At 71.7% G+C, this 21104-nt stretch carries 16 protein-coding genes and 1 pseudogene; 2 read left to right on the top strand and 15 right to left on the bottom strand.

Annotated features, from left to right (window positions below; all coding sequences use genetic code 11):
• Positions 1-157: 157 nt before the first annotated feature.
• Positions 158-1123: a LacI family DNA-binding transcriptional regulator gene (locus tag AC5WRL_RS27565; RefSeq protein ID WP_496091401.1), complete on the top strand. Its 966-nt coding sequence runs from the start codon at positions 158-160 to the stop codon at positions 1121-1123.
• A gap of 121 nt (positions 1124-1244) precedes the next feature.
• On the top strand, positions 1245-1679 hold the full coding sequence (locus tag AC5WRL_RS27560; RefSeq protein ID WP_496091400.1) for a cupin domain-containing protein: 435 nt from the start codon (positions 1245-1247) through the stop codon (positions 1677-1679).
• Positions 1680-1682: 3 nt separating this feature from the next.
• Here AC5WRL_RS27560 and AC5WRL_RS27555 read toward each other — a convergent pair whose 3' ends face one another.
• From AC5WRL_RS27555 to AC5WRL_RS27485, 15 genes and pseudogenes are all read right to left on the bottom strand, one after another.
• The gene (locus tag AC5WRL_RS27555) at positions 1683-3659 is read right to left on the bottom strand and encodes an aminotransferase class I/II-fold pyridoxal phosphate-dependent enzyme (protein WP_496091399.1); all 1977 of its coding nucleotides are present in this window, start codon (positions 3657-3659) and stop codon (positions 1683-1685) included.
• A 1-nt stretch (position 3660) separates the two neighbouring features.
• Positions 3661-4608, bottom strand: coding sequence for an NAD-dependent epimerase/dehydratase family protein (locus tag AC5WRL_RS27550; protein WP_496091398.1), 948 nt, complete (start codon positions 4606-4608; stop codon positions 3661-3663).
• Between the two features lie 2 nt (positions 4609-4610).
• Positions 4611-7331, bottom strand: coding sequence for an alpha/beta fold hydrolase (locus AC5WRL_RS27545; RefSeq protein ID WP_496091397.1), 2721 nt, complete (start codon positions 7329-7331; stop codon positions 4611-4613).
• 111 nt (positions 7332-7442) lie between these two features.
• Entirely contained in the window at positions 7443-8597 is a 1155-nt protein-coding gene (locus tag AC5WRL_RS27540) for an ATP-grasp domain-containing protein (protein ID WP_496091396.1), read from the bottom strand.
• A 353-nt stretch (positions 8598-8950) separates the two neighbouring features.
• A pseudogene (locus AC5WRL_RS27535) lies at positions 8951-9865 on the bottom strand (RNA polymerase sigma factor); the annotation flags it as partial.
• Between the two features lie 86 nt (positions 9866-9951).
• Positions 9952-12783, bottom strand: a complete 2832-nt coding sequence (gene uvrA / locus AC5WRL_RS27530; protein WP_496091395.1) for an excinuclease ABC subunit UvrA — start codon at positions 12781-12783, stop codon at positions 9952-9954.
• Positions 12784-12934: 151 nt separating this feature from the next.
• The gene (locus AC5WRL_RS27525) at positions 12935-14059 is read right to left on the bottom strand and encodes an alcohol dehydrogenase catalytic domain-containing protein (protein ID WP_496091394.1); all 1125 of its coding nucleotides are present in this window, start codon (positions 14057-14059) and stop codon (positions 12935-12937) included.
• 93 nt (positions 14060-14152) lie between these two features.
• A complete protein-coding gene (locus AC5WRL_RS27520) occupies positions 14153-14311 on the bottom strand; it encodes an MFS transporter small subunit (protein WP_496091393.1) in 159 nt (52 codons plus the stop codon).
• Positions 14271-15632 (bottom strand): OFA family MFS transporter, encoded by a 1362-nt coding sequence (locus AC5WRL_RS27515; protein ID WP_496091392.1) that lies wholly within the window; start codon positions 15630-15632, stop codon positions 14271-14273. The genes AC5WRL_RS27520 and AC5WRL_RS27515 overlap by 41 nt, the downstream gene beginning before the upstream one ends.
• 106 nt (positions 15633-15738) lie before the next feature.
• The gene (locus tag AC5WRL_RS27510) at positions 15739-16830 is read right to left on the bottom strand and encodes a thioesterase domain-containing protein (RefSeq protein WP_496091391.1); all 1092 of its coding nucleotides are present in this window, start codon (positions 16828-16830) and stop codon (positions 15739-15741) included.
• 33 nt (positions 16831-16863) lie between these two features.
• The gene (locus AC5WRL_RS27505) at positions 16864-17106 is read right to left on the bottom strand and encodes a hypothetical protein (RefSeq protein ID WP_496091390.1); all 243 of its coding nucleotides are present in this window, start codon (positions 17104-17106) and stop codon (positions 16864-16866) included.
• A gap of 37 nt (positions 17107-17143) precedes the next feature.
• A complete protein-coding gene (locus AC5WRL_RS27500) occupies positions 17144-18388 on the bottom strand; it encodes an MFS transporter (protein WP_496091389.1) in 1245 nt (414 codons plus the stop codon).
• Between the two features lie 105 nt (positions 18389-18493).
• Positions 18494-19780, bottom strand: a complete 1287-nt coding sequence (locus AC5WRL_RS27495) for a Zn-dependent hydrolase (RefSeq protein WP_496091388.1) — start codon at positions 19778-19780, stop codon at positions 18494-18496.
• Positions 19773-19991 carry an MbtH family protein gene (locus tag AC5WRL_RS27490; RefSeq protein ID WP_496091387.1) on the bottom strand — a complete coding sequence of 73 codons (219 nt, stop codon included), beginning with the start codon at positions 19989-19991 and terminating at the stop codon, positions 19773-19775. Before AC5WRL_RS27490 ends, AC5WRL_RS27495 begins: the two co-directional genes overlap by 8 nt.
• The coding region (locus AC5WRL_RS27485; protein ID WP_496091386.1) for a condensation domain-containing protein at positions 19988-21104 on the bottom strand (1117 nt) is incomplete at its 5' end. The genes AC5WRL_RS27490 and AC5WRL_RS27485, both read right to left, overlap by 4 nt.

Below are 21104 nucleotides of genomic sequence, written 5' to 3'. Positions count from 1 at the left end.
CGGTTGTGCAACCGGTTGTGGTGACAGTAATGTCCGACCACGGAACACCACCAGCGGCAGCCGTTAACGATACGTAAATGTTGCAGAGGCTGGTGTGACTCTGGGTAATATTCCTTCTGGGCCACCGTGACGAGTGGCGGAGCGAGCTGGGGGTCCTGTGCCAACGCTGGACGATGTCGCCCGCCTCGCCGGCGTCTCGAAATCCACCGCGTCCCGGGCACTTGGCCGCCCCGCGCTGGTCGCGCCCGACACGGTCGTACGGGTCCGCCAGGTCGCCGAGCGGCTCGGCTTCGTGCCGCATCACGCGGCGTCGGCGCTCGCCCGTGGCCGTACCGGAGTGGTCGCGGTCGTCGTACCGACTCTGGAGAACGCCTTCTTCCCGCCGATCGTCGGCGGCGCCCAGCAGCGCGCCGCCGAGTGCGGTCTCCAACTCGCCGTGGTGGTCAACGGCCTGGATTCCGAGGCGGACGTGGCGGCGCTGGCCACCCTGTCGGCCCAGGTGGACGGCTTCCTGCTGACCGCCCCGCGCGGCTCGGACGCCCAGGTGGCGGCGGGCTGCGGCTACAAGCCGGCCGTGCTGATCGACCGCGAACTCGACGGCATCCCCTCGGTGGTGGCCGACACCGCCACCGCCTTCGCGGCGGTGGCCCGCCACTTCATCGAGCGCGGCCACCGGCACATCGCCCTGGTCGGCGGTACGGACCGCTCCTGGCAGAACGGCCGGCGCATCGCGGCGGTGCGCGCCGTCACCGAGTCGGCGTCCACCGTGCTGAGCACCTTCGGTCCGCTGCCGCCGACGTTCGCCGCCGGCACCGGTATCGCGCCGGCGGTCGCGGCGAGTGGCGCGACGGCGGTCATCCCGTACGCCACCGCGCTCGGCCTCGGCATCGTCTTCACCCTCGGCGCCCGGGGCATCCGGGTCCCCGAGGAGCTGGCGGTGACGATCGAACGCCCGGTGGCCGAGGCGCTGGGCTTCCCGGCCATCCCCTCCATCGATGTCGACGGCGCGGAGCTGGGCCGTACCGCGATGGATGTGCTGCGCGCCCACATGACCACCGACCGCGCCACCCCTCCCCCGCCCCCGGCCCGCCGGCGGCTGCCGGTCCCGGTGGTCCTGCCGTAGCGCCCCCGGGTCCTTGCCGCCGCGTCCGGGCCAGTTATAGCCTGGCGAGCGGCCCGCAACTCACCGTCGGTTGCGGCGCGTTGGTGCGGCGAGCCGCACCGGATTCGAAAGGACCCGGTTCGTGGGCAGTAGTGGTTCCCCCTCCGATCCCCCGCCGGCCGCCACCGTCGTCGACGAGGGTTTCAGCCGGTGGAGCCCCGAACTGCACAAGGACTTCGAGCACAACGCCCACAGCGGCCGGGTCGGACAGACCCTGCTGACCGAGACCGACGCACTGCGGATCTGGACCACCACGCTCCAGCCCGGCGAGCGCCTTCCCGCGCACCGGCATGTGCTGGACTATTTCTGGACCGCCCTCACCGACGGCCGGGCCCGGCAGCACGGAAGTGACGGCGTCACGCGCGAGGTCACCTACACCCGCGGTGAGAGCCGCCACTTCCGGATCGCCGGGGGCGGTCACCACCTCCACGATCTGCGGAACATCGGCGACAGCGCCCTGTCCTTCCTCACCATCGAGACCAAGGACTCGGCGAACCCGCCCATCGACATCTCCTAGTCCCTAGTCCCCGGCGGCGGCGGCCGTCAGCGCCTCCAGCAGGGCCCGGTTGGCCTGCCGGTCGCCGATGGTGACGCGGCAGGTGCCGGGGACGAGTTGCCCGGTGTCGGCCACCAGGATCCCCGCGTCGCGCAGCTGGGCCAGCACCCGCTCCGGCTGACGGAACCGGACCAGCAGGAAGTTGGCCTCCGAGGGGAACACCCGCTCCACCGCCGCAAGCCCGGCCAGCGCCGCGGCCATCCGCTCGCGCTCGGCCCTCAGCTGCCCGATCCCGGCGCTCACCCGCCGGGCGCCGGTCAGCCGGCTCCGTACCGCGCGCTGCGACGCCTGGGTGAACCCGAACGGTACCTGGACGCGGCGCAGCGCCTCGATGACGCCGGGCTGGGCCAGCACGATCCCGCAGCGGGCGCTCGCCAGGCCCCACGCCTTCGACAGCGTCCTGAGCACGATGAGGTTCTCGTGCCGCCCGACCAGCCCGGCGTACGAGGGCCCCTCGCTGAACTCGACGTATGCCTCGTCGATCACCACCAGGCCCCGGGTGCCGGTCACCAGTTCGTGCACCTGTGCCGGGTCCAGCCGGGTGCCCACCGGGTTGCCCGGATCGCACAGCAGGGTCACCCGTGGGTCGGCCGCCAGAATCCGTGCCGTGTCGAGTTCGCACAGGTCGGCACCGCCCAGCGGCACCTCCCGCACCGGCAGCCGCAGCACCCGGGCGAAGTGGGCGTACAGCTCAAAGGTGGGCGGGGTGACGACGACCTGCTCGCCGGGTGAGGCCAGCGCCGCCAGCAGCACCAGTACGCCGTCCACCGCGCCGCTGGTGAAGAGCAGATGGTCGGGGGTCAGCCCTTCCAGGCCCGGATGGCCGGGCAGTCGGGAGAGCGCGCCGAGGTAGGTCCCGGCGAGGTCGGCCGTGTTGAGGTCGGGGTAACGGGCCTCGTCGCCCAGGTGCGGATGGGTGTTGCTGGACAGGTCCACCAGGTCGAAGCGCGGCCGGTTCCGGAACCGGGCCGGGCCCGGGGCGGTCACGGTGGCCAGCGGCGGCGCCGCGAACCGCGTCAGGGCCGGCTCCGGCGGGCCCGGCCGCGCCGGCTCCAGGCCGGGGGCGCGCAGCCAGTGGTCGAGCGGGACGAACAGGTCGGCGCCCAGCCGCCGCGCCCGCTGCGCGTCCCCCCGGCCGAGATGGACCCAGTCCAGGCCGGCCCGCCTGGCCTGGAGGTACACCCCGTACAGGAAGGCGGGCCGGAGGTTGCGCGCCGCGAGCGGATGGTCGGGGTCGGCGGCCTGCCCGAGGACGTACGTCCCCCGGCCGCTGCGGGACGTCAGCAGCAGCCCGGCCTGCACCACCGTGTCGCCCGCGCGCCGTACGATCAGCTCGCCGCGCTCGGCGAGCGGGCCGTGGGCCAGCGCGTGCAGGGCCTCGGCGTTGTACGGACGCTCCGGGCCGCCGTGGGCTTTGGCGTGGCGCCGGTGCAGTTCCGTGAACGCCTCGCCCGCCCAGGGTTGTCGGTCCAGTTCGCTCAGTGGGATCCGCTCCCAGCTGAGGTCGCGGGCGGCGGCGCGGTGCCGGCGGCGCAGATCACGCAGTTGGGCGGAGCCGACCCGGCCGCGCAGCAGTTCGTCCACCTCCTCGCCGAGCCGTACGACGCACTCGCTGCCGGCCGCGACGGGGACGAAGCCGGCCGCCCGCAGCGCGCCGCTGTCATCCGTGCGGCGCACCTGGGGCACCAGGATCTGCGGCACCTGGAGGTCCCGCGCGCGGCGCACCAGTGCGTCGAGCGCGTCGGGCCCGGGGGCGGGGCTGCTGGGGTGGTACGGGGTGCCGCCGCCGATCAGCGTGCGGCGGGTGCGTACGGCCGGGTCCAGCGCGGTGAACGCGGGGCCGCCCTGCTCCAGTTGGTCCGGGAGGCAGACCGGCTCCGGGGAGCCGAGGGCGGCGCGCCACACCCGCCGGAGTTCGTCGATGTCCGTGGTGGTGCGCATCTCAGCTCCGTTCCCGGTCGGCGAGGTGGGCATGGATCCGGTCGCGGTACTCGGCGAACCGGTCGGCCAGGGTGCGGGCGACGCCGGGTTTCCAGTCGACCGTGCAGTCGCCGATGAGTTCGCGGCGGGCGGTGTGGTCGAAGACGGCTGTCTCGCGGCTGAGATCGCCGGGCTCGACGCGGACCGGGACGCCGGTGAGTTCGGACATGTACTCCAGGAGGTCGGTGACGCCGACCACCTCGTCACCGCCCCAGTTCACCACCCGGGCGGGCACCCCGGCCGCCTCCCACAGCAGCGGTGTCTGCCGGACGATGTCGCTGGTGTGCAGCAGATTGCAGTAGTTCTGCCCTTCGTTGGGCACGGCGCAGGGCCGGCCGGCCCGCATCTGCTCGAAGAGGATCACCGGCAGTCCGCCGTGCCCTTGGGTGCCGTAGGCGATGTTGAGGCGGGCGATCACGGTGGGCAGTCCGAGGGTCTCGGCCAGGCCCCGGGCCACTCCTTCGGCGGTGAGTTTGGCGATGGGGTAGGTCGGCAGCCAGGGCGCCGCCGCGCCGAGCGGATCGCCCACCCGGTAGGGATGGGTGCGGTCGGCGCGGTGGTAGACGACTCCGGAGGAGACGAACAGGAACGCCTCGGCGGTGGCGCAGTGCGTCATCAGCCGTGCGGTGCCCACCGCGTTGATGCGGGCCGTCTCCTCGAAGTCCCGGCCGTCGCCACGCCATACGGCCGAGTGCAGCACGTGGGTGAAGTCGCCCGGCAGGTCCGGGAGATCATCGGTGGCCATGTCCCACACGACGGTGCGGGCGCCGGCTTCCCGCAGGGCCCTGCGGGCGTCCTGGTCGCCGAACCGGCCCAGGCACCACACCTCGTTGTCGGCGGCGAGTGCTTCGGCGACCGGCCGGGCGACCTGTCCGGTGCCGCCGGTGATGAGGATCTTCTTTCCGCGCATGATCAGTGGCCCTCCAGGGCGTTGGACAGTTCGCGTCGCAGGGTCGCCTGAAAGGTGCCCACATGCTGGGGGCTCATCAGGGTGTAGTGCTCCCCGTCGACCTCGGTGTAGGTGTTGGTCTCCCGGGTGAACTCGTCCCAGTCGCGGAGCTGGTGGTTGAGCCAGTCCTCCTTGGAGCCCTTCAGCGGGGTGCAGTAGAAGACCCGCACCTTCCCGACCGAACCGGAGGGTTCGTAGCTGCGGCCCAGGTGCACCATGTTCTGCGCCAGGTGCACCCAGTCGGCGAACCGGGCAACGGTGAGGTCCAGTTCGGTCAGGCGCCCCCGCGGCGCGTGATCGATCAGGTGGGCCAGCTGTTCGGCCTCGGGCAGTGGGCGCAGGGTGGTGGTGAGCCGAGCGACGTCGGCGGGCTGGATCAGTTCCAGGAAGAGTGCGAGATTGATGGCGCCGTCGGTGAAGGTGATCTCGTTCATCCGGCCGGATATGCGTGGCGGCAGGTTGAGGACGCCGACGAAGTCGACCCGGTCGCCGTCGGCCTCCAGCCGTTTGGCGATCTCGAAGGCGACGGCCGCGCCGTAGGAGTAGCCGGCGACGGCGTACGGTCCGCTGGGCTGGGCGCGGCGGATCGCGGTCACATAGGAGGAGACCATGTCGGCGAACGATCCGAAGTGGGTCTCGCCCCGGCCGAAGCCGCGCGCCCGCAGCGCGTAGAACGGCCGCTCGCCGGTGAAGTACTTGGCGAGGTTGACGAACACCAGGACCTCGCCGAGGCCGGGGTGGACGCAGAACAGTGGGGTGCCCTCGCCGGTGACCTGGAGCGGCACCAGCGGATCGTAGGCGGTGTCTCCGCCGCTGCCAGGACCGGCGGTGAGCCGGGCGGCCAGCGCGCGTACGGTCGGCGCCTGGAGCAAGGTGGACATGGGCACGTCGTCGATGCCGAAGCCGGTCTGGATCTCCGACTTGAGCCGCAGGACGTCCAGTGAGGTGCCGCCCAGGTCGAAGAAGCTCGCCGTGGCGGAGACGGGGGTGGTGCCCAGTACCCGGGCGTAGACGGCGGCGAGCGCGGTCTCGGCATCGCCCCGGGGCGGGACATGGGTGCCCAGGAAGCGGGTGCTCACCCGGTCCGCCCGCCGGCGGGCGTGGTCCAGCTCTCCGGCTTCGACGGCGGCGCGCAGCCGGGAGCGCTGGATCTTGCCGAGGTTGCCACGGGGGAGTTCGCCGGCGGTGACCGGGAGGATCAGTTGGGGGCGGAACCCCCAGTGCAGCACGGTGGAGGAGCGGATGGCCACCATCGCCCGGTAGACGGCGGAGTCGTCGGCTCCATCGGCCGCCGGGACGAAGGCCACGGCGAGTTGTTCGGAGTCGGCTCCCGCGGGCCGGATCGGGAAGGCGGCGATCTGGCTGCGCCGGATGTCGGTCAGTTCGTCCAGGACGGCTTCCAGTTCATGGCTGTAGTAGTTGATGCCGTTGACGATGACGGAGTCCTTGGTCCGGCCGACCAGGGTGAGCCGGCCGTCGGGGTCCAGGCGCCCCAGGTCTCCGGTGCGGAACCAGCCGTCCGGGGTGAAGGCGCGGGCGGTGGCCTCCGGGTCGCCGAAGTACCCGTCGGTGACCATCGGGCCGCGCAACTGCACCTCACCTTCGGCGGCGCCGTCGGCGTCACCGATGCGGATCCGCAGTCCCCGCACCGGGTGGCCCAGGGGCGGGAACTCGGTGGCCAGGTCACGCGCGGCGAACTCACGGTTGAAGATGCTGCCCGCGCAGGTCTCCGTCATCCCGAACGCGGGCACGATCGCCTCGCGGCGCAGCCCGTAGCGGGACAGCGTGCCCAGGAACTCCTGTGCGGTGGCGGTGACCGTGGCTTCGCCGCCGGAGATGATGTACCGCACCCGGGACAGCTCGACCCCCTGCTGCTCGGCGGGTCCGTCGCCCAGGGCCTGATTGATCTGCCCGAACAGGAAGTTGGGGGTCACCGCCACGCTGATCCGGTGGGCCGTCAGCAGCCGCAGGAACTCCACCGGGTCGGGCAGCACGGCCGCGGGCGTCGCCATCACCTGGTCGGCGCCCAGCGACATGGGCAGCAGATGGGCCTCGACGGCGGCGATGTGGTCGGCCGAGACCCAGTTCATCATGGTGTCGTCGGGGCCGAGTTCGAGTGCCTGGGCCTTGCCGGCCACCGCCGCAAGCAGGTTGGCGCCGGTGAGCCGGACCGCCTTGCTCGATCCGGTGGAGCCGGAGGTGAGCATCAGCAGGGCGAGGTGGTCGGCGGCGGGCGCGTACGGCTCGTGGTCGCCGGGCGAGAGCTGGCTCAGCTCCTCCACGGTCACGCTCCGCAGCCCGGCCTCGGTCAGGTCGGGCAGGTCGGCGGTGGCCGACTTGGGGACCACGAGCAGCGGGTCGCCCAGGAGCGTACGCAGGTGGGCCAGTTGTGCGCGGTACCGGGCCGGGTCGGCCGGTGGGGCGATCGGACAGGGCACCACGCCGCTCAGTACGCATCCCCAGAAGGCGCGCAGGAAGCTCTCCGGGTCCTGGACGGAGAGCAGCGCCCGATCGCCGGGGGCGGTGCCGTGGCCGCGCAGTCCTTGCGCGATCCGGTGGGCGGATTCGCGCAGTTCGGCGTAGGAGAGGAAGGAGCCGCCGACGAAGGTGATGCCTCGCGAGGTGTCGCGCGCGGCGTTCTCCAGCAGTTGGGGAAGCGTCGTGAAGAGTCGTCTTTCGGGCATGGGAACGAGACCTCCGAACGGATGAATGCGGAAGTGGCAGCGGAAGCGGAAGGGGGTGGAATGAGGCGGGCCGAGCACCGGGACCAGATGTCCGCGGTGTGAACCGGCGCGTTATCCGCCGCCGGTTTCGTTGAATCGCACGATGTCCTCGATGGTCGCCCGCACGGTGTGCTCGTCCCGATCGGAGACAATGGCCTGGCCGACCTTGCCGTAGGGGCCTGGCGGTGCGTCGGGATCCGCGTTGTATTCGATCTCGTCGAAACGGAAGGCGCGCTCGAAATCCCGCTGGGTCAGATTTCCGGCGCTGGGGCGGCGCAGCAGCACGAATCCGTAGCAGCGATCCGGGACGTGATCCAGGTCCTGCTCGATTTTTTCGCCGAGCGCGAGGCTGATTTCGGCGTCGAAGAGGTCGACGCCGAATGCCAGGGCGTTGACCTGTGGGGACGGCCCACCCGGCAGCCGTATGGCGCATTCACCGAAGGTGAGTCCGGAATCCTCGGTGAACGCCTCCAGATGGAATACGCAGTCCGGTGCGTTCAATTGGCCGAGTACGTCCTCGGCGAGTGTTCGCGCCTGCTGGAAGAGCGTGGTGTGCAGTCGTTCGTCCAAAGTGTGGGCGCCCAGTGTTCCGCCGTGCACGGCGCCGACCGGCGGCAGACGGTAGCTCGATATCGAGGACCACCGCAGGGCGCCGTGCAGCCAGATGCCGTCCACGTAGATCTCGGGGGCGTCGATGAAGGACTCACCGACGATCGCGATGTCCGAGCCGCCGGGGAAGAGTCCGAGCGCCCGCGTGTACTCCTGGCGGGTGCGTACGATGCTGGTGCGCTGGGAGCCGGCGCCGGTCGCGGGCTTGATGACGAAGGTGTCCCCGAGCTCGTGGACCAGCTCGTCGTAGGGGTCGTCCGCCGTCACATACCGGCAGCGCGCCCGCCTGACCCGGTCCGGCAGGCCGCTCTTTTGGAGATACTTGTCCCGGAACCGGAGGGTGCCCGTGGCATCCCGGTTTCCCGGAAGGTCCAACTGCTGCCGCAGGTGGGCCGCCCCGAACACGCCCATTTCATGAACGCTGAGGGCCCCTGCCACCGCGTCGGGGCGCGCCCCGAGAACAACTCTCGATAAGTCCAGGGCATTCTCGATGTCGCTGACGCACCGGAAGCTGCGGTCCGGTGGTGGAATCATCGGCGGCTGCACGATGTAGAAAGGATCGATGCCACGGCGCCGAAGCGCCCGGTCGAGATCGTCCCGATATCCGATGACAATCATCGTCGGCATTCTCGTCTCCCCGTGTGACGACTGGCCAAAGATTAAAGAAGTCAAATGCCGTACCGCCGCCCGGTGGTCAGGTCGGGCGATCGGCAAGTCGGTCAGAAATTCGTGACAGGTCGCATCGGCTTGCAAGATCGGTCGGAGCCGACACGGTGCATCGTGCCACACGCATACGTCGATGTGGATATGCGGGCGCATGATCTGTCGGCCACCGGCGGGTGACAAAGGTCACAACGTGACGATGATTCGGTTTACTATTTCTTGATGTTGAAGACCAGATGAATGCCCAGGCACTCGACAAGGGACGCCCCGGCCCTTTTCGCGCCGACCGTCGCGCCCGCCCGGGGGCGTCAGTGGGCGTGCCGGTAGTCACTCAGCTCCTGGCTGCGCGCGGGGTGGCGCAGCTTGCTCAGGGTGCGGGACTCGATCTGGCGGATGCGTTCACGGGTCACCCCGTAGACCCGGCCGATCTCCTCCAGGGTCCGGGCGCGGCCGTCGGTGAGGCCGTACCGCAGGGCGATGATGCCCGCCTCGCGCGGTGACATCCCGGCCAGCAGGTCCATGATGGTCCGCCGCAGGACGCCGGCGACCACCACCTCCCAGGGCGTGGGCGAGTCGGTGTCCATGATCAGATCGCCGAACTCGGTGCTGCCGCTGCCGTCCTGACTCAGCGTCGTATGCAGCGATATGGGTTCCCGGGCGTGGTCGTCGAGTTCGGCCAGCCGCTCGGCGGAAATGCCGGCCTTGCGGGCCACTTCCTCCGTGGTGGGTTCCCGCCCGGTGTCCTGGAGGAGCTGACGGCGGACCCGGCTCACCCGGTTGATGATCTCCACGGCGTGCACGGGGATGCGGATGATCCGGCTCTGGTCGGCGAGGGCCCGGGTGATCGACTGCTTGATCCACCAGGTCGCGTAGGTGGAGAACTTGAAGCCCAGGGTGTAGTCGAACTTCTCCACGGCCCTGATCAGCCCGATGTTGCCCTCCTGGATCAGGTCGAGGAACGGCAGTCCGCGTCCGGTGAAGCGCTTGGCGAGGGAGACCACCAGACGCAGATTGGCCTCGGTGAGGTGGGCCTTCGCCCGGCGGCCGTCCTCGGCGAGCAGGGCCAGCTCCGCGCCGAGCCGTGGGGTCAGCCGTGGCCGCTCGGTGAGCAGGCGCTGGGCGTACAGCCCGGCCTCGATCCGCTTCCCCAGCTCCACCTCCTGATCGGCGGTGAGCAGCCGGACCTTGCCGATGAGCCGCAGATAGTCCTTGACCTGATCGTCGCCGCCGCCCCGGGTGGTGAGCCGGGCGGGCGGCTCACCGGACGCGTCGAGCTCCTGCGGCGGCGGATCCGCCGGCTCCGCGGCGCTCACTTCGGCTCCAGCAGGGGGCGCAGATAGCGGCCGGTGTACGAGTGGGGGTGGGCGGCGAGGTGTTCGGGGGTGCCTTCCGCGATGATCCGGCCGCCCCGGTCGCCGCCCTCGGGGCCCATGTCGATCAGCCAGTCGGCGCTCTTGATGACGTCCAGGTGGTGTTCGATGACGACGACGGTGTTGCCGCCCGCCACCAGGCGGTCGAGGGCGCCCAGCAGCCGGGCGATGTCGGCGGTGTGCAGGCCGGTGGTGGGCTCGTCCAGGATGTAGAGGGTACGGCCGTGGGTGCGCCGCTGGAGTTCGGCGGCGAGTTTGACGCGCTGGGCCTCGCCGCCGGACAGGGTGGTGGCGGGCTGGCCGAGTTTCACATAGCCCAGGCCCACCTCCTCCAGGGCCCGCAGGTGGCGGGCGATGGCCGGGTGGCCGCCGAAGAGCTCCAGGCTCTGGGTCACGGTCATCGCGAGGATGGCGGCGATGCTGTGTCCGCGGTAACGCACCTGAAGGGTCTCGCGGTTGTACTGGGCGCCGTGGCACACCTCGCACGGGACGTGGACGTCGGGCAGGAAGTTCATCTCGACCCGGACGACGCCGTCGCCCTCGCAGGCGGCGCACCGGCCGCCCTTGACGTTGAAGGAGAAGCGGCCGGGCCCATAGCCACGGACGTTCGCCTCCGGGGTGCGGGCGAACAGCTCCCGCAGTTTGTCGAAGACCCCGGTGTAGGTGGCCGGGTTGGAGCGGGGGCTGCGGCCGATGGGGGCCTGATCGACCTGGATCACCTTGTCGATGTGCTCGATGCCCGTGATGGCGCGGTGCCGTCCGGGGACCCGGTGGGCGCGGTGGACGCGCTGGGCCACGGCGGCGTGCAGGATGTCGTTGACCAGGGTGGACTTGCCGGATCCGGAGACTCCGGTGACGGCGGTGAACAGGCCGAGCGGGAAGGCCGCCGTCACCTCCCGGAGGTTGTGCTCGGTTGCCGCGTGCACGGTGATGGCCCGGTCCGGGTCGGGCTTCCTGCGCCGCGCGGGTACCGGGATCGTACGGCGTCCGGACAGATAGTCGCCGGTGACGGATCCGGGGTGACCGGCCAACTCCCGGGCCGGGCCGGAGAAGACGACCCGGCCGCCCAGGTCTCCGGCGCCGGGTCCGATGTCCACCGCCCAGTCGGCCACCCGCAGGGTCTCCTCGTCGTGCTCGACGACGATCACCGTGTTGCCGCGGTCGCGCAGCCGCCGCAGGGTCGCGATGAGCCGCTGGTTGTCGCGCTGGTGCAGTCCGACGGACGGTTCGTCCAGGACGTAGAGCACCCCGGTCAGCCCGGTGCCGAGCTGGCTCGCCAGCCGGATCCGCTGGGCCTCGCCGCCGGACAGGGAGGCGGCGGGCCGGTCGAGGGAGAGATGGTCCAGGCCGACGTCCAGCAGGAAACGCAGCCGCTCGGCGAGTTCGGCGAGGAGCGGAGCGGCGATCCGCCGTTCGGTGCCGGACAGTTCCAGCCCGCCCAGGAACGCAGGGAGGTCACGGAGCGGGAGGGCGGCCACCTCGGCGATGCTGCGGTCGCCGACGGTGACGGCCAGCACGTGCGGGGCCAGCCGGGCGCCGCCGCAGGCCGTGCACGGCACCTCGCGCAGGTATCCGGTGAACCGGCCCCCGCCGCCCGGGGATTCCCCGTCCTCGCCGAGACGGCGGCGGATGTGCGGGAGCACGCCCTCGAAGCGGTTCAGATGTGAGCGGTCGCGGCCGGTGCGGTCCCGGTAGGGGACGGTCAGTCGCCGGTCGCCGCCGTGCAGCACCAGCCGCCTGATGTCGGGGGGCAGTTCGCGCCAGGGGGTGGTGGTGGCGAAGCCGGCGTCGGCGGCAAGGGCTTCGAGCAGCCGGCTGAAGTAGGCGGCGCCGCTGGTGTTGGTCCAGGGGGCGATGGCGCCCTGGGCCAGGGACTTGGTGTCGTCGGGGACCACCAGGGCGGGATCGATCTGGGTACGGGAGCCGAGGCCGGTGCACTCGGGGCAGGCGCCCCAGGGCGCGTTGAAGGAGAACAGCCGCGGTTCCAGGGTTTCCAGGCCGAGGTCGTGCGAACGCGGGCAGGCCAGCTGCTCGGAGAACACCTGCTCGCGGTCGGCGGTGAAGACGATCCGCAGGAGGCCGCCGCCGAGGCGGAAGGCGGTCTCCACGGACTCGGTCAGCCGCTGCCGGATGCCCGGCGCGACGGCCGGCCGGTCCACGATCACCTCGATGGAGTGTCTTTTGCGTCCGTCGAGTGCGGGCGGGGCCGCCAGGCGCACGGTGGTGCCGTCCACCCGGGCCCGGCTGAATCCGTCGGCGGACAACCGCCGGAAGATCTCGGCATGTTCGCCCTTGCGGTCCCGCACCACCGGGGCCAGCACCTGGAAGCGGGTCCCCTCCTCCTCCGTGAGCAGCAGATCCACGACGCGCTGCGGGGTGGTCCGGCGCACCGGATCGCCGCACTCGGGGCAGTGCGGATGGCCGATCCGGGCGTACAGCAGCCGCAGATGGTCATGGACCTCGGTGACCGTGCCGACCGTGGAGCGCGGATTGCGGCTCGTCGTCCGCTGATCGATCGCGATCGCCGGCGAAAGTCCCTCGACGGCGTCGGCGTCCGGCCTCTCCAACTGCCCGAGAAACTGACGCGCATAGGCCGAGAGGGATTCCACATAACGTCGCTGCCCCTCGGCGAATATCGTGTCGAAGGCCAGGCTCGACTTGCCGGACCCGGACACTCCGGTGAAAACGATCAGGGAATTGTGGGGAAGGTCGACGGATACCTCACGGAGATTGTGCTGCCGCGCGCCCTTGACGATGAGCCGATGCTTCACTTCTGACCTCAGACGTTGACCGCCGAACTGCCCGGGGCCAACCGTAACACCGCGTTACGGCTGGTCCCGGTAGTGATAAATATCGCCCTTGACAGCGGCTTTTGAGGTGTGGGCAACGGAAGAAAGGCCGGCTCCCTTCGCCTGCGGGCACTCAGCGGGGGGCGGCTTCCCCACCGCCCGGAATAACCACCACATTGACGAATCCACCCGGCCGCGATCCGGCGAGGGCGAAGGCGGCATTGACCTCGGACAGGGCGAAAGGGCGATGTTCGAGGAACGACAGATCGATCAGGCCGGCACCGATCATGGCGACCATCTGATCGATCTCAGCCGAGGTGAACCAATGGGATCCCACGGCGTGCACATCAGTCATCAGGACGTCCCCATAGGTCCGGCTGATGCTCTCCTCGACACCTCCCGCGACCAGGACCGCCCGCTCACCGGCCTTGATCGCACTCAGCAGCGTGTTGGTGGAGTCGCCGTCCCCGCCCACCCCCAGGCAGTCGTACATCATGTCGACGCCGGCGCCGCCGGTGTGCCCCCGCGCCCAGGCCACGAGGTCGGCACCGTCCCGCGACGAGATCGTCTCGACCCGGCCGGGGGACATCAGCCGTACCCGCTCCAGCAGTTGGCGGTTGCGCCCGACGCCGAGGATCTTCGTCGCTCCCATGCCGAGCGCGATCGCCACCGCGGCCACCCCCAGCGTCCCCGTCACCCCGTTGATCAACAGGCTCCGGCCCGGCCCCAGCCGGCCTTTGCGGAGCGCGGCGAACGACGTCCCCAGGTATCCGAACCGGGCCGCCGTCAGCAGATCGACGGCGTCGGGCAGCCGGACGATCCGCGCGTCGGGGGCCAGTACGTACTCCGAAAGGCCGCCCATCGGATACTGGTTGAGCAGCCGCCCGCCGCCTTCCGTCATGGACATGTATCCGCGCAGGCAGGCGTTCGGGCAGATGTCCCGGCGCCCGCGCCGGCACTGGTGGCAGGTGTCGCAGGTCGTGAGCGGATCGACGTACACGCGCTCCCCCGGCCCGATCCCCACGACATGCTCGCCGACCGCCTCGACGGTCCCCGCCGCGTCGAGGCCGAAGACGGCGGGAAGCTCCGGCAGGGTGGCCGGCGTGCGACCGTTGATGATGTTGAACGCGTTGGGCACGAGCCCACAGGCCGCGACCTTGACCAGCACCTCCTTCGGACCGGGGACCGGCTTGTCGGCCACTCCGATTTCCAGTGGCTCTCCGGGCGCGACGAGACGGGCGACGTTGATCTTCGACATGAGCCGCACCCTACGGTCGGTGACCTCGCGCATGCATGGGGTGCACGGGCGTGATGATCTTCACGTTTCACCGGCCCGGGCGGCGTACGCGGGTCACCCGGTGAACAGCTGGGTCGCCTTCCTGGCCAGCTCGTACACCCCGTACCCGAGCGGTATCCCGACCCACAGCCAGGAGAGAACGATCAGCGTGCGCCGGTCGGGAGATCGGGGCTCAGGCTGACTCGGGCTGCTGGAAGCGTCCGGCTGCTCCATGCGCGGCCTCCTTCGGGGCTGGCTGGTCGGGCAGGTGGTGGCGGGGGTGGACCGGGCGGACCAGCTCGTTGGCGATGAGGCCGACGACCAGCAGCCCGATCATGATGCTGAGGGAGAGCCCGTACAGCTCAGGGCCGTCCCGGCCGGCCGCCGCCTGCCGGTCGGCGAGCCAGTTGATGATCAGCGGGCCCAGCACCCCCGCCGTGGACCAGGCGGTGAGCAGCCGGCCGTGGATGGCGCCGACCTGGTAGGTGCCGAAGAGGTCCTTGAGGTAGGCGGGGATGGTGGCGAAGCCGCCGCCGTAGAAGGACAGGATCACCAGCGCGCAGATCACGAAGACCGGCTTGGCGGACCCGCCGAACAGGACGATCAGCAGATACATCAGCGCGCCCACGCCCAGATAGACGCGGTAGATGTTCTTCCGGCCGATCAGGTCCGAGGTGGCGGACCAGCCGATCCGGCCCGCCATGTTCGCGGCGGAGAGCAGCGCCACGAACCCGGCCGCCGCGGAGGCGGAGACCGGGGCGCTGGAGCGGGCGAAGAAGTCCGTGATCATCGGGGCGGCCTTCTCCAGGATGCCGATCCCGGCGGTCACGTTCATGCAGAGCACCACCCACAGGCACCAGAACTGCGGGGTGCGGATGGCGGCGCGGGCGGAGACCCTGATCTCGCCGTCGGTCACCCGCTCCCGGTCCGGTGCGGCGCGCTCGGCCGGTACGGGGCGCGGTACCCGGATCAGCAGCACGCCGAGCGTCATGAAGACGGCGTATGTCAGCCCGTGCACGAGGAACGCGAGGGCGATCCCGGTGTGATCGGCGCCGAACGAGTCGAGCATCCGGGCCGACCAGGGCGAGGCGATCAGCGCGCCGCCGCCGAATCCCATGATGGCGATGCCGGTGGCGAGCCCGGGCCGGTCGGGGAACCACTTGATCAGGGTGGAGACCGGGGAGATGTAGCCGATGCCGAGGCCGATGCCACCGACGGCGCCGTAGCCCAGGACGATCAGCCAGTACTGCTGGGTGGCGGCGCCGAGCGCGGAGAGCAGGAAGCCGGAGGAGAAGCAGACCAGGGCGACGGTCATGGCCCAGCGCGGGCCGTTGCGTTCGACCAGGGTGCCGCCGAAGGCGGCCGACAGGCCCAGCATCACGATGGCGAGCTGGAAGGGCAGCGCGCTCTGGGTGCCGCTGAGGTCGAGGGCGGATTCGAGGGGCGGTTTGAAGACGCTCCAGGCGTATGCCTGGCCGATCGACAGATGAACCGACAGCGCGGCGGGAGGCACGAGCCAGCGGCTCCAGCCGGGTGGGGCGACGGGGGCGCTCATGATCCGCAACGGTAGGAAGGAGCGGCCCCGTTGGGAACCCATCGGACAGCACTTTGCCGAGCTGCCGGGTCAGTGCCGCCCGGCACGGTGCGCGGGGAGCCGTTGCTCAGGGGTGCGCCTCGCCCGGTCCGGCCAGCCGGCGGGCGAGTTCGGCGCCGATCTCGCCCACCGCGGGGGAGCGCAGCATGTCGTGGTGCGCGGCGTGGACGCGGTGTTCGCGCACCGTGCCGGTGACGGCCGGCTCCCACAGCTGAGCGGTGAGCCCCGGGGGCCGGCCGCGCAGCGCGGTGAAGTACAGCAGGTCGCCGTGGAAGGGGTGGGGGGTGAAGTCCCTCAGCAGGCGGTCGTTGTGCACCGCCGCGTCGACCAGCTCGCCCGCGTCGGCCAGGCCGGTGGCCGCGCGCAGCGCCGCGACGACGGTGGCCCGCCGCGCGCCGCCCGGGGCCCCGGGGCCGCCGCCATCGGTGGTGACGCTGTCCAGCAGGGAGTCCAGGACGGCCTCGTCCCGGTCGCCGCTGAACACCGAGGCGGGATAGGCGTCGATGATGGCCAGGGTGGAGACCTCCTCGCCCGCGCGCTGCGCCGTGGTGGCCATGGTGTGCGCGATCAGTCCGCCCAGGGACCAGCCCAGCAGCCGGTACGGCCCGTGGGGCTGGACGGTACGGATCCGGGCCAGGTAGTCCCCGGCCAGCTCCTCCGCCGTGCCGTGCCGCCGCGCGTCCGCGGTGCGGGCGGCCTGAAGTCCGTACAGCGGCTGTTCCGGGCCCAGATAGGGCACCAGCGCCGCGTAGCTCCAGCTGAGGCCCAGGATGGGGTGGACACAGAACAGCGGGGGGCGGTCGCCGGTGGTCCGGATGGCCAGCAGCGGGTCGGTGGTGTCACCACCCGGACCCGGGCCCCGCAGCCGGGCGGCGAGCGCACGCGGGGTGGCGTGGCGGAAGACGTCCTGCACCGTCAGGTCGCAGCCGAGCAGCGCCCGGAGCCGGCGCTGTAGCCGGATGGCGAGCATGGAGTGGCCGCCCAGCGTGAAGAAGTCGTCCTGCGGCGCCACCCGGTCGACCATGAGCAGGAGGGCGAACACCTCGCACAGCAGCTGTTCTTCGGGGCTCCCCTCGGTCCGTACGGTGCGGCCGGCGGGAGCGGTGGGGCCGGGAACGGCGGAAACGGCGGGAACGGCGGGAACGGAATCAGCGGGCATGGGCCTCTCGGCTTTCGGGGCGCAGGGGTGGGGTCAGCCGGACCGGCGCAGGGCGTCCCGTACCCGGATCACGGTGCCGGCGGTCGCCTGGACCGCCGCCCGTGCGGAGCCGAGAGCGCTGCTCAGCAGGTCCAGGCGTTCGGCGGGCGGCCGGTCCGGGGGGCACTCCCCCGCGCGCAGCAGCAGCAACGCGGCCTCCAGCGCGGCGATCTGTGCCTCGGCCAGCGGTTCGCGACGGTCCAGGGTGGCGCGCACCAGGTGGAGGGCCTCCTCCACCGCCCGCACCGCCGACGGCGGTGTCCCGCGCCGCTTCTCAGTCGTGGGCGGCGGCATGTTCCCCGGCCCTGGCACTCGGTCGCGGGTCCTGGTCGGCGAGGGAGGCGACGACCTCGGGGGGCACCGCGGGCCGCAGCAGTACGGTGCCGGCCGCCCCGATCGCGGCGAGCACGATCAGCGCGTACAGCAGGCGGTAGTCGACGACACCGACCAGCACCGCGCCGGCGGCGATGGACAGGGACTGGGCCGCGCCGGTCGTCATGTTCAGCGCCGAGCCCACCCGGCCCTGGAGCCGCGAGGGGGTGTAGAGATGGGTCGCGGTGCCCAGGGCCACCATCACCATGGGCATGCCGATCCCGTTGAGCGCGACCCCGGCCAGGTACAGACCGGTCTCCCGGCTGACGCACAGCGCCATCGCCACGGCCACCACGGCGTACCCGGCACCGCTGGTCAGGCTCTCCCCGAACCGTCTGACCAGCGGGCCCGACAGCAGACCGCCGAGCACGGAGCCGGCGCCCTGGACGGACGCCGCGACGCCGAAGAAGGCGGCCGACCGGCCCAGCCCCTCGTCGATGGCGGCGAAGGACGCGCTCTCCAGCAGACCGGCCAGCAGCATGAAGCCGATGACCGCCAGGGCCAGCCGGAACAGCAGCGGCACCTGGTGGAGGTAGCGGAAGCCGGCCACGAGCTGGGTGGCGAACCGCTCGCCCGAGGCGGCGGGTGGCGATTCGGTCACCTTGATGGAGGCGAGCACCGCCATGGCGATCAGGAAGGTCGCGATGTCCAGCACGGCCAGGAAGCCACCGCCCCACGCCACATAGATGCCGGCGCCGACCGCCGGCGAGACGATGCGCACCCCCTCCCGGGTGGCGATCAGCAGCGATCTGGCCTGGGCCGCCTCGGTGGACGGCAGCAGATCCTTGAGCAGGGCGTTGCGGGCCGGGGTGGTGAACAGGACGCCGTAGCAGAAGGCCACCAGGTAGAGGATCCACAGCTGGTCGGCGGAGCGGACCGCCAGCAGGGAGAGCAGGATCACCGCCATGCCGCCGTACATCCACAGCAGCAGCGGTTTGCGGTTGACCCGGTCGACGAGGTAGCCGAGCAGCGGGGAGCCGAGCCCGGGGACGGTGAGGAAGAGGAAGATCAGCCCGGCGGAGGCGTTGGACCCGGTGAGGTCCTTGGCCCAGATGGCCAGGGAGAGAAACATGGCGCTGTCGCCGAAGCTGGAGAAGGTCTCCCCGATCAGCAGCCGCCGGAAGCGCGCGTTGCGCAGGATCGTCATCGTGCGGGTCGCTCCTTCGGCCGGGCGGATGGCATGGTCTGACTCCCAGTGGACGCGGAGAGCGGGCGGCGGGGGCGGGGTCGGTGCCGCTCCGGCGGGGCGGGGTTACAGCCGCAGTACGGTGCGCAGCAGCACCTCGGCGCCGGCGATCAGATCCTGCGGCGCGGTGTCCTCGGGCGGCACATGGCTGACTCCGCCGACGCTCGGGACGAAGATCATGCCGATGGGGGCGATGTCCGCGACGACCTGCGCGTCGTGGCCCGCGCCGCTGGGCAGCGACGCGTGGGCGAGTCCGAGTTCCCGCGCCGCCGTGGTGATGGCCTCGCGCAGCCGCCCGTCGGTGTGTACGGGATCGGTGCGCACCGCGCCGTCCACCGTGATCCGTACCGCGCCGTGGCGCGCCAGGGCGGCCAGGGTCCCGCGCAGGGTCTCCTCGGCGGCGGCGAGCCGCGGCGGGGAGCTGTCCCGCAGGTCGACGCTGAACCGGACCGTTTCGGGGATGGTGTTGGAGGAGTTCGGTGCGACCTCGAACCGGCCCACGGTGGCGACCCGGCACAACTGCTCGTCGCGGGCGAGCCGTTGTACGGCGAGGACCGCCCGGGCGGCGATGACCAGCGGGTCCCGGCGGGCGTCCATCGGGGTGGTGCCGGCGTGGCCCGCCGTGCCGTGGATCTCCACCGTGAACTGGGTACGCCCGGTGATCGATTCGACCACGCCGATCGGTACGCCCAGCCGCTCCAGTACCGGCCCCTGCTCCACATGGAGTTCCAGGTAGGCGGCGAGGGAGCCGGCGGGCCAGACGGCCGACGCCAGGTCGGACAGATCGCCGCCGGCCAGGGTCAGGGCCTCCCGCAGTGGCCGGCCCGCGTAGTCCACGGGGTGGGCGGGGAGTTCGGCGAGCCGGCCGGCGAGCACCATGGATCCCCAGAAGGGCTGCGGGAACAGCGCGCCCTCTTCGTTGGCGAAGGCCACCACGGTGATCTCGCAGCGGGTGTCGGTGGCGGTTTCGTCGAGGGACTGGAGCACTTCGAGACCGGCCAGCACCCCGTACGCGCCGTCGAGTCTGCCGCCGTTGGCCACGGTGTCCAGGTGCGATCCGATGAGGACACGCGGGCGGTCCCGGCCGTCGCGGTCCCGGGCGGGGCGCCGCACGAGGAGGTTGCCGCCGGCGTCGATGAGGGTGTGCAGGCCGGCCCGCCGGGCCTCTTGCGCCAGCCGGGCGCGGGCTTCCCGGTCGGCCTCGCCGAAGCCCATCCGGTCGATGCCGCCGTGCTCGTTGCGGCCGATCGCCGCGAACTGTTCGATCCGGTGCAGCAGCCGGGTGCCGTCGATTCCCCTCGGCTTCCTCCCCGGTGCGGGCGGGGCCCCGGTGGCGGGCCCGGACTTACGCATCGCCGTCGCCCATCGCGGCGATGAGGCTGTGGGGCCGCATGTCGGTCCAGTGGGTCTCGATGTAGTCCAGGCAGCTCTGCCGGCCGGCCTCGCCGTGGACGAGGTGCCAGCCGGCCGGCACCTCGATGAAGGCCGGCCACAGTGAGTGCTGGCCCTCGTCGTTGACGAGCACCACGAAGGTGCCGTCGTTGTCGTCGAAGGGGTTGGTCATGGGAGGTCTCCTCGGTTGGGGGTCGGCGGCCGGGGCGTCGCGGGTGCCGGCGGGCCGGCGAACTCCTCGATCACCTCGTCCAGCGCGGCGCCGATCCGCCGCGCGGTGGCGGGCTCGAACAGCTGGGCGCAGTAGGTGAGACGGCAGATGAGGCCGCCGGAGGGTCCGTCCAGGTCGTCCACGAAGCCGAAGGCCAGGTCGAACTTGGCGGTGGCCGGCCCGGCAGGCTCGGCGGTGGCGAGGCCGGGCCCGAAGGGCCGTGGTCCGCTGTCGGCGGGCGCGCAGGTCACATCGGTCTGGAAGAGCGGGTTGCGGTGGGCGCGGCGCGGCGGGCGCAGCTGCATCACCAGCCGGTCGAAGGGGAGGTCCTGGTGGGCGTAGGCGCTGAGGGCGGTCTCCCGGGTTCTGGCGACCAGTTCCCGGACGCCGGGCCGGCCGGAGGTGTCCACCCGCAGGACGACGGTATTGACGAAGTGCCCCAGCAGTCCGCCCAGGTCCTCGTCGGGGCGGCCGGCGACGGGGGTGCCCAGGGGGATGTCGGTGCCGGCCCCGAGCCGGGTGAGCAGCGCGGCCACCACGGCCTGCGCCACGGTGAGCAGGGTGGTGCCGCATCCGGCGGCGAGCGCGGCCAGCCGGTCGCGTACGTCCGGTGCCCAGTGCAGGGTGATCTCCCGCGCGGTGGGGCTGATGTCGTGGGGTCTGGGGTGGTCGTACGGGAGGGGGAGTTCGGCGGGCAGGTCGCGCAGGGTGGTGCGCCAGTGGTCGAGCTGGCGGGTGGCCGGCCCTGTAGGCCGCTCTGGGGTGCCGAGCAGGGTGTGCTGCCAGTGGGCGTAGTCGGCGTAACTGAGCGGGAGCGGCGGGAAGTCGGGCAGCCGCCCCTCGGTGCGGGCGAGGTAGGCGGTGGAGAGCTCGCGCCACAGCACGTCGATGGACCAGCCGTCGATGGCCAGATGGTGGATCACCAGCGACAGCACCTGCCCCTGGGCGCCGCCGCCGGCCGCCGCGTCGAGCTGGAAGAGGTGGGCACGCAGCGGGAGTTCGGTCTCGATGGCCAGCTCGTGCCGGCTCTCGCTCTCCAGCAGCGCGGGCAGTTCGGCTTCGGTGACGGTGGAA

It is taken from the genome of Streptomyces sp. NTD107, from assembly GCF_059510435.1.
This window is presented reverse-complemented; position numbering and strand designations above follow the sequence as displayed.